At 50.0% G+C, this 15463-nt stretch carries 17 protein-coding genes and 1 pseudogene; 4 read left to right on the forward strand and 14 right to left on the reverse strand.

Annotation, left to right across the window (positions count from 1 at the left end):
- Positions 1 to 24 precede the first annotated feature (24 nt).
- The 9 genes from skT53_RS08985 to tcuA all read right to left on the reverse strand — a co-directional run bounded on the left by skT53_RS08985 (position 25) and on the right by tcuA (position 9161).
- Entirely contained in the window at positions 25 to 486 is a 462-nt protein-coding gene (locus tag skT53_RS08985) for a hypothetical protein (protein WP_200760724.1), read from the reverse strand.
- Between the two features lie 120 nt (positions 487 to 606).
- On the reverse strand, positions 607 to 1755 hold the full coding sequence (locus skT53_RS08990; RefSeq protein ID WP_200760725.1) for a 2-methylaconitate cis-trans isomerase PrpF family protein: 1149 nt from the start codon (positions 1753 to 1755) through the stop codon (positions 607 to 609).
- A gap of 24 nt (positions 1756 to 1779) precedes the next feature.
- Entirely contained in the window at positions 1780 to 2856 is a 1077-nt protein-coding gene (locus skT53_RS08995) for an isocitrate/isopropylmalate dehydrogenase family protein (protein WP_200760726.1), read from the reverse strand.
- A 34-nt stretch (positions 2857 to 2890) separates the two neighbouring features.
- Positions 2891 to 4168 carry a TRAP transporter large permease gene (locus tag skT53_RS09000; RefSeq protein ID WP_200760727.1) on the reverse strand — a complete coding sequence of 426 codons (1278 nt, stop codon included), beginning with the start codon at positions 4166 to 4168 and terminating at the stop codon, positions 2891 to 2893.
- Positions 4146 to 4667, reverse strand: a complete 522-nt coding sequence (locus tag skT53_RS09005) for a TRAP transporter small permease (RefSeq protein WP_200760728.1) — start codon at positions 4665 to 4667, stop codon at positions 4146 to 4148. The genes skT53_RS09000 and skT53_RS09005 overlap by 23 nt, the downstream gene beginning before the upstream one ends.
- 83 nt (positions 4668 to 4750) lie before the next feature.
- Positions 4751 to 5806 (reverse strand): DctP family TRAP transporter solute-binding subunit, encoded by a 1056-nt coding sequence (locus skT53_RS09010; protein ID WP_200760729.1) that lies wholly within the window; start codon positions 5804 to 5806, stop codon positions 4751 to 4753.
- Between the two features lie 37 nt (positions 5807 to 5843).
- Positions 5844 to 6836, reverse strand: a complete 993-nt coding sequence (locus skT53_RS09015; protein WP_200760730.1) for an electron transfer flavoprotein subunit alpha/FixB family protein — start codon at positions 6834 to 6836, stop codon at positions 5844 to 5846.
- A gap of 14 nt (positions 6837 to 6850) precedes the next feature.
- Complete coding sequence (locus tag skT53_RS09020) at positions 6851 to 7618, reverse strand: electron transfer flavoprotein subunit beta/FixA family protein (RefSeq protein ID WP_200760731.1); 768 nt, start codon at positions 7616 to 7618, stop codon at positions 6851 to 6853.
- A 31-nt stretch (positions 7619 to 7649) separates the two neighbouring features.
- Positions 7650 to 9161, reverse strand: coding sequence for an FAD-dependent tricarballylate dehydrogenase TcuA (gene tcuA / locus skT53_RS09025; protein WP_200760732.1), 1512 nt, complete (start codon positions 9159 to 9161; stop codon positions 7650 to 7652).
- 145 nt (positions 9162 to 9306) lie between these two features.
- Here tcuA and skT53_RS09030 point away from each other — a divergent pair, with 145 nt between their 5' ends.
- A complete protein-coding gene (locus skT53_RS09030) occupies positions 9307 to 10161 on the forward strand; it encodes a LysR family transcriptional regulator (protein WP_200760733.1) in 855 nt (284 codons plus the stop codon).
- 9 nt (positions 10162 to 10170) lie between these two features.
- Here skT53_RS09030 and skT53_RS09035 read toward each other — a convergent pair whose 3' ends face one another.
- On the reverse strand, positions 10171 to 10833 hold the full coding sequence (locus skT53_RS09035; RefSeq protein WP_404828942.1) for a tRNA 5-(aminomethyl)-2-thiouridylate-methyltransferase MnmM: 663 nt from the start codon (positions 10831 to 10833) through the stop codon (positions 10171 to 10173).
- Complete coding sequence (locus skT53_RS09040; RefSeq protein ID WP_200760734.1) at positions 10830 to 11888, reverse strand: tRNA modification radical SAM protein MnmL/YtqA; 1059 nt, start codon at positions 11886 to 11888, stop codon at positions 10830 to 10832. Before skT53_RS09040 ends, skT53_RS09035 begins: the two co-directional genes overlap by 4 nt.
- A 205-nt stretch (positions 11889 to 12093) precedes the next feature.
- Between skT53_RS09040 and skT53_RS18530 the strand changes: the two are divergent.
- Positions 12094 to 12476, forward strand: a pseudogene (locus skT53_RS18530) (EcsC family protein); the annotation flags it as partial.
- A gap of 436 nt (positions 12477 to 12912) precedes the next feature.
- On the opposite strand, the gene skT53_RS09050 reads toward skT53_RS18530, so the two are convergent.
- On the reverse strand, positions 12913 to 13845 hold the full coding sequence (locus tag skT53_RS09050; RefSeq protein WP_200760735.1) for an alpha/beta hydrolase: 933 nt from the start codon (positions 13843 to 13845) through the stop codon (positions 12913 to 12915).
- Positions 13846 to 14131: 286 nt separating this feature from the next.
- On the opposite strand from skT53_RS09050, the gene skT53_RS09055 reads away from it, so the two are divergent.
- Positions 14132 to 14455 (forward strand): hypothetical protein, encoded by a 324-nt coding sequence (locus tag skT53_RS09055; RefSeq protein ID WP_200760736.1) that lies wholly within the window; start codon positions 14132 to 14134, stop codon positions 14453 to 14455.
- 36 nt (positions 14456 to 14491) lie between these two features.
- On the forward strand, positions 14492 to 14707 hold the full coding sequence (locus skT53_RS09060) for a hypothetical protein (RefSeq protein ID WP_200760737.1): 216 nt from the start codon (positions 14492 to 14494) through the stop codon (positions 14705 to 14707).
- Here skT53_RS09060 and skT53_RS09065 read toward each other — a convergent pair.
- Both skT53_RS09065 and skT53_RS09070 read right to left on the reverse strand, forming a co-directional pair.
- A complete protein-coding gene (locus skT53_RS09065) occupies positions 14693 to 15142 on the reverse strand; it encodes a gamma-glutamylcyclotransferase family protein (RefSeq protein WP_200760738.1) in 450 nt (149 codons plus the stop codon). The genes skT53_RS09060 and skT53_RS09065 overlap by 15 nt on opposite strands.
- Positions 15143 to 15229: 87 nt before the next feature.
- Positions 15230 to 15409 (reverse strand): hypothetical protein, encoded by a 180-nt coding sequence (locus tag skT53_RS09070; RefSeq protein ID WP_200761064.1) that lies wholly within the window; start codon positions 15407 to 15409, stop codon positions 15230 to 15232.
- Positions 15410 to 15463: the final 54 nt, after the last annotated feature.

A 15463-nucleotide genomic window follows, 5' to 3' on the forward strand; every position in this document is an offset into this window, starting at 1 on the left:
GATCTCTATTTTTCACACTGTCGCCTAATCCCGTCCTTTGAGTTCCTTCGCAATCCACGGTTTTGCCGGGTGTTCCATTTGCCTGTAAGAGTCGAAAAGGATGGGGAGCACGCTTTGTCCACGTTGCCACCGGTTTCTGTTTGTGTCAGGCGGCTTGCGGAAAGCCCGCCTCGATGCTTTGTCTTCACTGCGAGCCTGCCTGGGAATTGTTTCCTTGACCGCCCGCTTGCCATCCGCCACTTTGGTCAACCGTTGCCGCTCCTCTAGATACGATTCTAACCAGGACCGGGCAAACCGAAATAGATAAGGCTTCGCGTTTTTCACGTGTTTTCTGACAAAATCGGCCGCAACCCGAGACACATCGTAAACCGTTAAGGAACCTTCCAGCAGGCGCAACGAACCGGCCACCCATTCCTCCACTTTGGCCCGTGGTTGCCCCGTTCGCGCCACCAAAGCGTCTACCAGCCGCTGTTGCTCGTCCCCCATGCGAAACCCCTCCCAAGCCTTATCCTTCCATGTGAGACAATCCCTTCACCTAAAGGTCAATAACGACCCTATGTACCCGTTTTCAGTGTACGAAGGGAGAAAGAACATGGTGAGCCCAATCTAAATCGACACATCCACCATGCCGCTCATCAACCGGCGGGCCGTTCGAAAAACGCTTCCCCGCAGGGCGCGGTATGTTCCCTGTTCTTGAATCACTTCTGCACCGACAGAGATGGCTCCGCTGCAGTGCCCGATCTGCAGCTCATAGTTGTTTCTTCTATCCACCGGAACCATCTCGTGGGCCAACGTCCCGTCGATTTTACAAGCAACCGCCAAACAAATGCTGCCAGTGATCGCAAACGAAGGATGCATTTTTCCCATCGACAGCATACGGGCCATAATGTCAATCTCCTCTTTTTGCACCACCGCGTCGCTTGTCGTTATATAATCGGACGGTTCTGACAGAAAGGCGACTTTCGGCACGGAGGGAACGTTCACAAACGCATCCTGCATGTCTTGTGCCAAACCAATCCGAACGGCGGCCGCCGCCCGAATCTGCAAAATCTTATCCAACAATTGCATATTGTTGTCGATATCTTTCGGCAACTCCTTACCGGTCAGACCGATATCAGCCGCACGCACAAACACCACCGGGTTGGCCGCATCCACAATTGATACCTGAAAACTGCCGTATGAATCTGTGTTAATCATTTCCACCGGTTGACCCGTTGGCAGCAGCCACCCTGTCACCGCGCCACCCGGTTCCATGAAATCCAATTGGATCTTGCTCCCCTGCCCGGGTACACCGGCAATCTGAAAGTCGCCGTCATACAACGTTTTACCATTGCGTGTTGGGACATGCGCTACGATATACTTTTGTGTGTTCGTATTGTAAATACGGACCTTCGTATAAGGTTCTTCAATCTTATCGACCAGCCTCATATCAATCGCGTAAGGCCCTACTGCGGACGACAGATTGCCGCAGTTGCCGCGCATATCCACGAGCGATGTTTTCAAATCAACCTGTCCGAACGTGTAGTTGATCCCGTTCACTTCTTCCTTTCGCTTACTGATGATCGCCATTTTACTGGTGGTGGAGGTTCCCCCACCCAACCCGTCAATCTGTCGTCCGCTCGGGTCGGGACTGCCGAACGCCCGTACAATCACTTCGTTCCGGACTGCGGGGCTCTTCGGAAGGTCCTCTTCCAGAAAAAATACGCCTTTGCTGGTTCCGCCCCTCATTAATATACAAGGAATACTGATCTGCATCGCTTCGTCCCTCCTCCCCGCAAACTACCGATTGGTTGCAAAAATTCTGGATACGATTGCATCGGTCATATCCTGCGTAGTCGAACATCCTCCCAAATCCGGGGTGCGAACCTGACCGTCCGCCAGTACGCCCCAAACTGCTTGATCAAGAATGGACGCCGCTTCTGTCAGACTCCCGTCATGATGTGTGATTCCCAGCCAGTGAAGCAGCATCTTGGCAGACAAAATTTCGGCAATCGGATTCGCCAGATTTTGTCCGGCAATCGAAGGGGCAGAACCGTGCGTAGCCTGCGCAACGGCAAACGAATCTCCTGCATTGAGTCCCGGAGCGATGCCCAGTCCGCCAACGAGGCCTGCTGCTTCATCCGACAAAATATCGCCAAACATGTTGGTGGTCACGATCACATCATATGTTTCCGGCTGGAGAATCAATTGCATCGCAAATGCGTCAATATGAAAATCATCCAACTGAATATCTGCAAACGACTCTTTGACCTTGCGGCATTCCTCCAAAAACAACCCACACCCCTTGCGCAGCACGTTTGCCTTGTGAATAACGGCCACATGCTTTTTGCCGTTTCGTTCGCGGGCCATTTGGAATGCCATACGCCCTACCCGTTCCGATGCATGTCGCGTAACGACTCTGACTGACAACACCGTATCTGCGTCAATCATCCATTCGCCGTTGCCGCTGAACAGATTGCGGTCTGCATACATGCCTTCCGTATTCTCCCGCACGATCAGCAGATCCACATCGGGGAATTTAGAGTAGCCGGGTATCGAACGGACAGGCCGGAGATTGGCGTACAGATCAAACTGTTTGCGAATTCTGGCACTCGGGTTCGGCATGTTCCGATCCGGCTGATAGGCATGGGTCGATACCGGCCCCAAAACGGCGCCGTCACAGTCGGCAAGGATTTTCATCGCTTTATCCGGACATGTGGAACCCATTTTTTCAAAAGCGGACAATCCAATCGGAAGAGGGATAAAGGTGAACAAGAGGATTCCCAATTTACGTTCCAAAGCCCGCAAAACTTCGATGGAAGCTTTCACCACCTCCGGACCGATACCGTCCCCTTCCATTACTCCAATCTTGTACAATGCCCCTCCACTCCCTTCAGACAAAGACAGCATTTCATAACAGTCGGTTTGGCAGCCAGAGCGACAGACCCGGCCATATCATCGCGATCACCATACAGATGCACAGCACGATAATAAAGGGAAAGCTCCCTCTGCACACCGAACCAAGACTTTCCTTTGATATGCCGCTGATTACGAACAGATTGAGTCCCACCGGCGGTGTAACCTGTGCAATCTCCATGTTAATGATCATAACGACAGCAAAATGAATCGGATCAATGCCAAGCGATTTCATAATCGGCAAAAGCAGCGGCAACGTGATTAGCATAATGGAAGACGATTCAAGAAACATGCCGAGAATCAAAAACAGTACGGCGGTCAGTACGAAGAACAAAGCTGTATTCAGATCGATGGAGAGCATCGCCGCCGCAATCATCTGCGGAATCTCTTCCTGTGTCATATACAGCGAGAAAATAGTGGCTGCCGCAATAATCAGCATAATCATTCCGGTTATGCCAATCGTTTCTTTCAAGATTTGGTGCCAGGTTTTCCAGGAAACTTCCCGGTAGACAAAAACGGAAACCAGAACCGAATAAACACTTGCCACAATGGAAGCTTCCGTAGGAGTCGTCGCCCCGCTATAAATACTGCCAAGAATCAGGATCGGCAGCAGAAGTCCCCAGATCGCTTTCCGTGTACTGGCCGACCTGTCCGCCCATGACATTTTGTCCAGTTTTCCGTATCCTTTGATTCGCGCGTAAATCAGGGCATATAAGATCAACACCAACGATACTCCGATACCTGGGACCACTCCGGCCATGAACAGTTTTCCAATTGACTCTTCTGTAACCACACCATAAACAATCAGCGGAATGCTGGGTGGAATCAAAATCCCTAACGTCCCCGATGCGGCCACTAAGCCCATGGCATACCGTTTGTTATATCCCGCTTCCACCATTGCCGGAATCATGATCGATCCGATCGCGGCGGCGGTAGCCGGACTTGATCCGCTGATGGCGGCAAAAAATGTACAGGCGAGAATCGTAACAATCGACAGACCGCCCGAAATATGTCCTACCCAGGCGCGCAGAGCCTCGATTAAATACTTGGCGATTCCTCCTCGCGCCATAATCGTGCCGGCCAATACAAATCCGGGAATCGCAATCAATGTGACAGAATTCAAGGCACTGAACACTTTTTGCGGAATCGTCCACATGCCAAAAGATCCAGACAGCCAGAACATGAAAACGGTGGACAACATCAACGACACCGCGATAGGGATCCGCAGCAGAAGCAGAATGGCAAAAGCACTAAAAAGCATGGTAGTGTTCAATCGTCTCCGCCTCCTTTCCCGCTTCAACCGATGGAGCGTGGCGCAGTTCGTATATTTTCGTCAAAAACCGAATACCAAACATTACCCCAGAAATGGGAACAACCAGATAATAAACCCATATCGGTATACCCGTCTCAATGGAAACCTGGCTGGATTTGATGCCTCTTCCCACCAGAATGATCCCGTTGTAGGTGAAAAACAGACAAAACACAAGTCCCGCAAGGTTCGCGATAAAATCGATTAGCCTGCGCACTTTTCCAGGTAAAAACTCATACAAAATATCAACACTGATATGGTGATTATCCCGCAATCCCAGAGACAGACCGAGCAAAACTCCCCAAACTACAAACATGGTTGAGATTTCATTTACCCAGGTGGTAGGGGAATTAAACACATACCGCATAACCACTTCATAAAACATCAGAAGAAAGCCGGTCACCAAGAACAAGCCGGATGATAGATCTTCAAACAATCTGTAGCCTCTTTGCCCCTTTTTCATTCCCTGCTCCCTCCGTACATCCCGATTTCCCTTCCATTCATAACCGTTTCACATCATACTTTCTGGCCATAACTGCATCTCCTTTACTTCGCCAACTCATCGATTGCCTTTAGAAGGTTCGGGTCAATATCTTTCCCCCACTTTTCTGAAACCGGTTTCAACGTTTTCAAAAATGTTTGCCGCTCTTCAGGAGTCAATTGATGAATTTGCATCTTGTTGTGTTTTTTGATATTGTCCAACGCTTCCTTTTCCTCTTTTTCAACCAGATTCCGTCCTACGGAAGTTGCTTCTTTCATCGCCTGCGTCAGCAAATCTTTTGTCTTGGCATTAAGACCATCCCACCACTTTTTGTTTGTCACAACCACATATTCGGAACGGGCGTGATTCGTAAGCGTCAGGTATTTTTGCACCTCTTCATACTTTTGTGTCTCAATATTGACCAGGCTGTTCTCCTGACCGTCTACCGTGCCCAACTGCAGTCCCTGATAGGTTTCATTGAATGCCAATTTTGTCGAGGCGGCACCCAGCGCTGTGTACACGTCATTGATGATTTCGCCGCCATGGGTACGGATTTTCAACCCTTTCAGGTCTTCCGGTTTGGCGATCGGACGTTTCGAGTTGGTAATGTGTTTGAACCCGTTTGGCCAAAATGCCAGCCCTTCCATATTGTTGGAATTTACTTTGGAGAGCAGTTGCTTGCCCGCCTGTCCGTCTTCGAACGCCTCCAGATGCTTCTCATCTTTAAATAAAAAGGGAAGATCGAACAGTTCAAACGATTTGTCAAACCCACCCAATTTAGCGGAAGAAGGAGCGATAAACTGTACATTGTTCGCCTGTAAAGCTTCGATTTCGTCATTGTCCCCGTACAATTGGCCATTGGGATACACTTTGACCGAGATGTTGCCGCCGCTTTTCGATTCTACAAATTCCTTGAACTTTAATGCTGACTGCCCTTTTGGCGTATCGGGAGCCGCAACATGAGAGAATTTGATTTCCATTTTCGGATAGTCGGAACCGGTTCCACTGTTGTTACCGGAAGCGGCATTCTGGCTGCCCGAACTGCCGCAGCCGCTGATGAGGAACCCCACCATGGCTGCGCTTACGGCTGCTGCCTGAAAGAACCCAAACTTCTTTTTCATATTTGTCCACACCCCTTTAATTTTTTGGCCTGAAGTCTTAGCCGATTGTAATTTCCGGTTTTCCCAAAATATTCCGAAATTCTTCTGTCAATAAGGGCACCACTTCAAACAAATCACCGACGATGCCGTAATCAGCCACCTTGAAAATCGGGGCTTCCGGGTCGGTATTGATCGCGACAATAATTTTCGAATTGGACATACCAGCCAGATGCTGAATGGCGCCGGATATCCCGCAAGCGATATAAAGATCTGGCGTCACAACCTTCCCTGTCTGTCCTACCTGCATCGAATAGTCGCAATACTGCTGATCGCAGGCTCCCCGTGATGCGCCTACCGCCGCTCCCAACACAGCCGCCAGTTCCCGCAACGGTTTGAATCCTTCTGCACTTTTAACGCCCCGCCCGCCAGAGACAATGATTTTTGCTTCCGTCAGGTCAACGGTTCCGGCAGTGTTCTTCACAATCTCCTTGACAACTGTCTGCAGATTTTTACTCTCGACTTTTAAATGGACCGTCTCTGCCTGGCGCGACATATCAGGCTCCGGCAAAGGAATGTTATTGGGGCGAATGGTGGCAAATATTGTTCCATCGGTAATTTTTTTCCGGGCAAACGCCTTTCCCGCATAGATGGGGCGAGTAAAGATCACATCTTCATCAGTAAGCGCCACATCCGTACAATCAGACACTAACCCGAGATTCAGCCTGCCTGCAATACGGGCCGCCAGATCACGACCGGTTGCCGTGTGACCGAGCAGAATGGCATCCGGCCTAACCTGCTTGATGACCTGTTCAAATGCATAGGTGTAAGTTTCATTTAAATAGAAATTAAACTGCTCCTCCTCGACCAGATATACTTTTTGGGCTCCATAGCGAGCCAATTGGTCCGCATGAGCCGCAATTCCCGTCCCGAAAAGAACGGCTCCGATTTCTCCTCCATCTGCTATTCTTGCGGCTGCAGCAAGCGATTCCAACGAAACGTTACGGACCTGCCCTTCCCTTACTTCGGCAAATACAAGCACGTTTTTTCCCACTTTGCTTTCCCCCCTTATACGACCCGCCGCTCATCGTGCAATAAGTGGGCCAGCTCTTTCACCTGCTCCCGAACATCCCCTTGCAAAATTCGGCCCGGCGCTTTTGGAGGAGTCATGTGGACTCCCAGCATTTCCGTTTTGGGCGCCAGTTCCATCCCTTCCATTTGAAGATTGGTAACGGTCAAACGCTCCAGCGGTTTCTTTTTCGCTTTCATCTTATTGGGCAAGGAAGGATATCTCGGTTCATTTAACCCTTGCTGGCAAGTCACCAAAAGAGGCAGATTCGCTTCAATGATTTCTATGTTTCCTTCCGATTCCCGCTTGATCGTTGCTGTTCCGTTCCGAATCTCCAAATCGACTGCGGTAGCCACGTGCGGGATGGCAAGCAATTCTGCCACCCGCGTCCCCACCTGTGCCGCTCCGTCATCCACCGCCATCTGTCCGCACAGAATCAGATCAAACGGTCGATTCCTGATAACGGTCGCCAGCACTTTGGAAGTTGTATATTCATCGCCAAAGCAGGCTTTATCCTCAACCAGAACGGCTTTGTCCGCTCCCATTGCTAATGCCGTCCGAAGCGCTTCTTCGACACGGCCAGGCCCCACGGAAACCACAGTTACTTCCCCACCGTATTCTTCCGTTAATTGAATCGCTTCCTCCACCGCATACTCATCGTACGGGTTTATAACAAAACGGACGCCGTCTTCCACCACTTTTCCGTTTTCTATGATGACTTGCTCTTCTGTGTCAAACGTCTGTTTCAGCAAAACGAAGATGTTCATGCTGTCCCTCCTTCTTTGTCACCTGCCACCCTTAATTTTCCAGAACGTGTTTTCCGGCGTGAACCGCCGCCTGTTCCCCGGCAATTTTGCCAAATACCGCACCGTTCATCAGACCGGTTCCACCAGGATAGTTAAAATAGAACAGACCTCCGACCAGTTCTCCGGCAGCATAAAGCCCAGGAATGGTGGCCAGTGACGTATCCTGCACTTCCGCCTTCGTATTGATGCGCAGTCCCCCGAACGTGAACGTAATTCCGCAGGTAACGGCATACGCTTCAAACGGACCCTGATCAATCGTATTCGCCCAGTTCGACTTCGGGATGGAAAGCCCCTCGGTACAACGCCCGTCCTTACTGTTCGGATTGAAAGGAATATCTGTTCGGACAGCCGCGTTATACTCCCGGACTGTTTTCAGAAACGCCTCCGGATTGACCCCCTCCAGTTTGGCTGCCAGTTCTTCAAGCGTATTGGCTTTCACTTTGGTCACCTGTTTGATGCGGTATTCATCCCGTAACAAATGAGTGACTTTCGAATCAAATATCTGCCAGGCAAACTGCCCTGGCTGCATCAAAATCTCGCGTCCGTATTTGGCGTACGTGTAATTCCGAAAATCAGCCCCTTCATCCAGAAACCGCTGCCCCTTGGCATTCACCATAATGCTGAACGGATAGCTGTGTTTCTGAAAACCATCCCCCACCGCCAAGTCTCCAAACTCAGGCGCGTTCATGTCCCAACCGACCGCATGACAGCCGGACCAATGTCCGTAGGGGGATGCCCCGATCTCAAGCGCCATCCGGATTCCATCGCCGGTGTTAAAACGGGTACCCCTCACTTTGGCCAGCTCCCAGCCGGGGCCCAAGTAACGGGTTCTCATCTCAACGTTCGACTGGAAACCTCCACACGCCAGTACTACCGCCTTTGCCCGAATTTCCGCAGTTCTTCCCTTCAGTTTCAGGCGCACGCCATGTACGCCGTCGTCATCATGCAACAGTTTCGTGGCCTGCGCTTCATAGAAAACCCGAACGCCTTCCCGCTCCGCCGCGTCGTGTAATTGCTGCACCAGTCCGGGACCGCCGCCCACCGCTTCCACTGTCAAACCGCCCCAGAATTTGAATTTGCCATCGATTTTAAAAGCCTGACGGCCATAAATCGGTGTAAAACGGACTTTTTTAGAACGCATCCAGATCATAGTCTCCAGGCTTTTGCTCGTCAGAATTTCGATCAACTCCGGGTTTCCCCGATATTGGGTGACCCGACACATATCCTCGAAAAATTGTTCTTCAGTGTAGGTGCCGAAATCGGTGCTGGCAATCTCTTCTTCCGTCAGATCGGTGACAACTTTCAACAAATCGTCCAGACCGTTATACGCAAAGCGAATCGCTCCTGCAGTGAAAGTACTGTTACCGCCCCGTTCCTTTTGTGGTGCCCGTTCCAACACAATCACATCGGCACCGTTTTCCCTCGCTGCAAGCGCCGCACACATTGCCGCATTGCCGGCGCCCACAACCAACACATCTGTCTGCAACCCTATTGCTGTCTCCATAGCATCCTCCCAAACCAGTTCTGAAGTGTTTGATATATCTGAAAATATATGATAATTATGTGAATAAAGAAAATATTGATATTTTATAATGATTGATAAAAAAATTTTATGATTGAAAGAGAGTAATTGGATGGGGGCAGGCCAAATGGGGGAGAATGATTGGATCATACTGCAGACGATTCATTCCGAACGAAACATTACGAAAGCGGCGGAAAAGCTGTACTTGTCTCAGCCCGCACTTACTTACCGGTTGAAACAGATCGAGAAGGAGTTTGGCACAAAAATTGTATATCGCGGCAAACGGGGAATCGAATTTACTCCGCAAGGGGAATACCTGGTGCAGTATGCGCACAACATGCTTTCGCTGCTTAGACAAACCAAGGAACATATGAACAATATGGACAACAAAGTGAGAGGAACCCTGAGGCTTGGAGTTTCCAGCCTGTTTGCCCGTTATCAATTGGCGCCTATCCTAAAAAACTTCCTTGCGCAATACCCGGAGGTGGAAATCAACGTTACCACCGGCTGGAGTTCAGCCGTCATTCAATCTGTTTTCAAGGAAGAAGTCCATGTAGGAATCATTCGTGGGGATCACAACTGGCCGGAACAAAAAATGCTGTTAAAAGAAGAAAAAGTGTGCCTGGTTTCTGATTCACCCGTTCCGTTTGAGGATTTGCCGAACCTGCCGCGCATCAACTATTCGACCGACAGTTCCCTTAAGAATCTGATCCAAAATTGGTGGAACGAAATGTACAGGCAGCCGCCGCTGATTACGATGGAAGTGGACCGGATTGAAACCTGTCTGGAAATGGTCCAGCACGGGCTTGGATACGGTCTTTTTCCAAGTTTGTGCCTGCATGACCGCGACAACCTGTTTACGGCCGATCTGCTGGACAGAGACGGGCAGCCCATCATTCGAAAAACTTCGTTGATCTATCGCAACACGGCAACCCGGTTATCTGTCATTAGAGCGTTTGTTAATTTTTTAGCGGCTAACTAATTCGTCCCCCTACCCATTACGGCTGATAGCCAGCAGTGTCGGCGGTCTGTTTTGCTGGTTCAAAAATCGATACCATAACACCTGCGCCTGCCTTTGATCGACTGTGCGGGCCCATTGCAACACCCTGTCCGATTCCTCAGCTCCGCCTGGATGACCCGGGTAGATCACGCACGTAATGACGCCTTGCGGGGCGAGCCATTCCAAAGCTGTCTGCAAAGCCCTGACTGTCGTATCCGCGCGAGTGATAACCGATTTGTCACCGCCCGGCAGATACCCGAGGTTAAACATGACAGCCTGCAGGTTCCCCTTTGTATCTTGCGGCAGCATCTCTGCCAGACGCTCATGTCCTGCCTCCAGTAAAACGACCCGCTGCAAAAGCCGCGCATCTGACAACCTGTTGCTTGCAGCTTCGATCGCCGCAGATTGGATGTCGAATCCGTAGACAAGCCCGTTTGCACCCACACACTCCGCCAGAAACAACGTATCATGGCCATTCCCCACCGTCGCGTCAACCGCCAGAATCCTCCGATTACGTTCCTGCATCGAAATTTGTCCGTCGTTATCAGGAATCGATTCTCCACGGCCGCCCATCAACCGTTCCCTCACCAACATCCTGGCCTGTTCCAAAACGGACGGCAGGCGCCAGCCAGCTTGTCGCCACCCGCCACTCATAGAAATGTATCCTTAAAAACGGGCAGCTCGACAAAATCAGCCTGCGGATTGAGCAGCCGTCCTTTTTCCGGTGTCCACGAATCTTTTGGCGTCCACAATCTTCCTTGCCAGGTATTGCGGCGCTCCAGTTCCGCATCGATGCCGTTGAGAACGCCCCACTTGTCGAGACTCCACATCGGTCCGATCAAAATATCGGGCGGCCCATCTCCCGTCAGACGATGCACCACCATCTCCGGCGGCAGCATTTCCAGAATGTCGACTACCAGACGAATGTACTGATCTTTCTCAAGAAATTGCAAACCGCCCGCTTCAAACAGTTTCACAAGCGGTGTGTATTTCAACAAGTGCAACAGGTGGATTTTGATGCCTTGAACTGGCAACGCGGCAACCGCTTGGCCTGTTTCCAGCATTTCCTGTTCCGATTCCCCGGGCAGTCCCAGAATGATATGCGAACAAATCCGGATATTGCGCGCCCGCAGTTTTTCCACCGCATCCAGATAGCATTGGTAGTCATGTCCCCGGTTAATCAGCAGAGCCGTTTTTTCATGAACCGTCTGCAGTCCCAATTCCACCCATAGATAGGTTTTCTCATTCAACTCAGACAGTAAATCCACCACATCATCCGGCAAACAGTCGGGGCGCGTCGCAATTGACAATCCGACAACCCCTTCCTGAGCCAAAACGGTTTCATACATCTCACGCAGTTGATGGGCGGGCGCGTACGTGTTGGTAAACGCCTGGAAATATCCCAGATATTTGGCGCGCGGCCATTTTTCGTGCATCCGGTCTCGGATCGTTTGAAACTGATCGACCAGCGAATCTCTCCGGTCCCCGGCAAAATCACCCGATCCTTCCGCCGAACAAAACGTACAGCCGCCGGTTCCTTTTGAACCGTCCCGATTTGGACAAGTAAACCCCGCATCCAACGGCACTTTGAATACTTTCTCCTGAAAAATCTGCCGTAAATGATGATTCCACGTATGATACCGCTTTTTATGGTATCCGTCACCGCCCCAAAACCGGGGCGTCCGGCTGCCTGCCACAAGGTCTGTCATAGATAGCTCCTTTTGATCGATTCGTCTTGTATTTCATCGATTCGTTTTGAATTTCATTGTAGAATACATGTGAATTCTTTTTCAAATGCTGATTGCAGGAAAGTCATGGGACCTTACGGAAAAAGGATGATGCGGATGAATGCCTATGAACAAAAAGCGAGATATGAAGTGAAGGAATGGGAATGAAAAATAACCAGGCCCTCACAAAGTAAACAGCCTGCTTCCCGACAAATACCATGCGATCCTCACGGAAGCTATCAAAAAAATTGTACAAACCGCACTCGTTAGTTCGGAGTACACAACCAAACGGCGGCCGCCGAAGGAGCGGGAACCGGGGCGGGCGGCATATTTTTGGGGTTAGCTGATTTCCCGTTATGATTTGGCATTAAAATGAAATTTTTGTTTGAAGCAGCGGCTATCTACGGATTCGACGTAAAAAAGTACGAAGAACGAATCTTTATTTTGCACGTGTTTCAATTGGCGTTCTCAAGCGATGCGCATCGTCAACATACACTGGAAATTATTAAAAATTGGGAAGAGCGCAAAGAGCAGCTCAAACAGCTTGATTGGAGAGTCTTCCAGCAGGAGAGTTTTGTCCGGCAAGAGGGCCTTTCACTTGAGATCGATTCCATTCCGCCCAGTTTTTCATATAACGTAGCCATGATGATTCCCTCCTTACAGCTACCTTTTCCAAAAAACATGCAACTGCATACGAAGGAACAAGTAAAATTGCTTTTTCCGATGCCGCATCATCTAATGCCGCATCTGATCAAACAGACTTGTTCCATACTTGCCGGCGAAACTGTGCGGGATGCCGGCTTTTGATAAACGATTAAGTGACCAACAGGTCAAAACGTTGGTCGATTGTCTTGCAAACGAAAAGTAGCGAAAAGTTAGAGGAAGCCATAACAGCACCCACGCGGTGGCAGGCGAACCGACTGCGGCTTTCACGTTCAGCAGTCAGGCTTCCTTCACGCGTGGGTCTACAAAAACAAATCCGATCCCGTTTCCTGCCTATCGCCGTTTAATTCCCGAAGGCGGAACGCAGCGAGCCGGCAACTTGTTCAATTGCCGCTTTCCCTTTGTCCATCAATCCCGCCATCCAGAAAAATCCGTGGATCATGCCTTCATAGCGGGTCAGTTCAACCGGAACACCCGCTTCTTTCAAACGTGCCGCATACGCTTCCCCTTCATCACGCAGCGGATCGTATTCGGCGGTAATAACCAGGGCAGGCGGCAGATCGCTGAGATCTTCCGCCAGAAGCGGAGATGCCAACACATTCCGGGCGTCCGATTCGGTGCGCAAATAATGATTTTTAAACCAATTCATACTATCCTTCGTCAAAAAATAGCCTTCTCCATTGTCCCGATACGATTGCGTATTAAACGAAAGATCTGTGGCCGGATAAATCAACACCTGAAAGGCCAACTCGAGACCGCCGCGCTGCTTCGCCAATTGCGAGACGACCGCCGCCAAATTGCCGCCGGCACTGTCGCCGCCAACCGCAATTCGGTTTGCATCTCCGTTAAACTGCTGAGCATTTTCCCTTACCCAGACCGTAGCCGCATAACAATCTTCGACTGCTGTCGGAAATTTGTATTCCGGCGCCAATCGGTAATCGACAGACGCCACAATGCAACCGGCTCGGTTGGCAACTGCCTGCATGGGAGAATCGACCGTATCCAGGTCGCCGATTACCCATCCTCCACCGTGATAGTAGACAAATAGAGGGAATGGCCCTTCCCCCGATGGCGTATAGACGCGAACGGTGATCTCACCTCCGTCTACCGGCACGGCCATATCCTCCACTTTGGCCACCGGCTCTAGCGGCCCAGCCAGTTCTTTGATGCCGCTGATGCTTTCCCGCCCTTCTTGCGGTGACAATTCAGACAACGGAGGAGCGTTTGAAGCAGCCAATTGATCAAGAAACATTTTTGCCTGGGGATCTAGAGTCATTTCGGTTTTCCTCCTCTACATTTCCCTGTCGACTGAAAATCGCAGGGTCTCACTTCTATTCTACAATCTAATTTTTCGAATAGTACGATAATTTTTCCACTTCCATATATTGTTATGTGATAAAGAAAACTTGGTTTCGCCAAGCCACTGGCGCAGGCGAGCCTTAGTTGCCCTTATGTCGATATGTCGATAGGAAAAAATTTATAAATTCCTATCGACCAAACAGGGAACTTTTTTATCCGGATCGAATTTTAAAAAGAGCGACAATTCAAAACAGGGGGTCCCCATGCTGCTTGCTTCTCCATCTTTTCCGCTGATCCTGTTTACACTTTTGGCAGTTTGTTTATGCGGACTCCTGATCGGCCGACTCGCGGCACCTTTTTTTCCTGAAAAATGGGCGCGACCCCGTTATTTGCTGCCTGTTGCCGTTTTGGTTGCCATTCTGCACGCCAACCTGTTCCACTTTATGTTGCATGTGGGGTCTGCCTACACAAATCATTACTTCTTCTTTTGGTGGCCGTTGTTCCAGATGATCTGCCTGCGCAAACAAACACTCGCAAAAGGAACTGCACCAAGCGGGGAATATGACGGGAAACAAATGTCATACTAAAAAAAGGTTGCACCTAAGACTAAGAGGTGATTTCGTATGGCGACCGCATCTCCGTTACTCCATGAGTTTTGGGAGAAATCCCTGCACAACATGCCCCGTGATAAAGTAACCGAGTTCTTAAAGGAGATCGGCTTTACCTATTCCACGTCCCGGTTGTCGGATGACGAACTTCGCAAAATCCTGTTTGGTCTGATTGCCAAATTGGATGAAACCAGCCAACAGGACACGATTCGAATTCTAAGGGTCTATTAACCTGCTGTTGGCAGTAATCCACTGAACCCAATCGCCGTTCGGGATATGTACGGCGCGTCGCTCAAGTTCAGGCAGTTTGTCAGGGGTAAACAGATAAACCATACAAGAGGCAGAGTGACCGCGTACAGTGACAACCGAAACATTCACTCGCTCATACAGATTGCGCGGATCGTTCGGGCTATAATAATCTTCCAACTCATCCAGGATGGGAAGCACTTGGGCGATTTCGGAAAAATACAACAGTTCACCTCGAACTGGTCCGTTCCGCTTTCCGTGCGATTGATCGCTAGCCAGGACCAGCGCCGGATATCCTTCCGGCAGATGATACAATCTGCCAGAAAGTGTAGCCGAAACAGAATGTTTTACGTATGCTTCTATAAGTTTATGATAACGTTGGCCAGGACGCAGGGTCCCGTATACGAACACACTGTTCATGAATCCCCCTCCTGTTTGTTATTATATACAAAAGAAAAGTCCGGGGATCGTTCCCCAGACTTTCTGCTCCGTTTTTTTGTTAGGTTGTCAAGTGATTTCAATACCGGTTTCCTTACATGCATGTTCCCAGGAAGGATAATAATAGGATGCGTGTCGGAGCAATTCCGGGTCTGTCTTTTTAATGTGCCGCTTGGTCATGTTGGCTCCGTTCTGATGCATCTTCAAGATACGCTCGCGAACTTGGTCCGCCGTCAGACTAATTTCCATGCAATCGACCTCGCTTTTTCTCACATTATGGAAGTTACATGACAAGCCTTTCCT

The organism is Effusibacillus dendaii (genome assembly GCF_015097055.1).
Classification (GTDB): Bacteria; Bacillota; Bacilli; order Tumebacillales; family Effusibacillaceae; genus Effusibacillus; species Effusibacillus dendaii.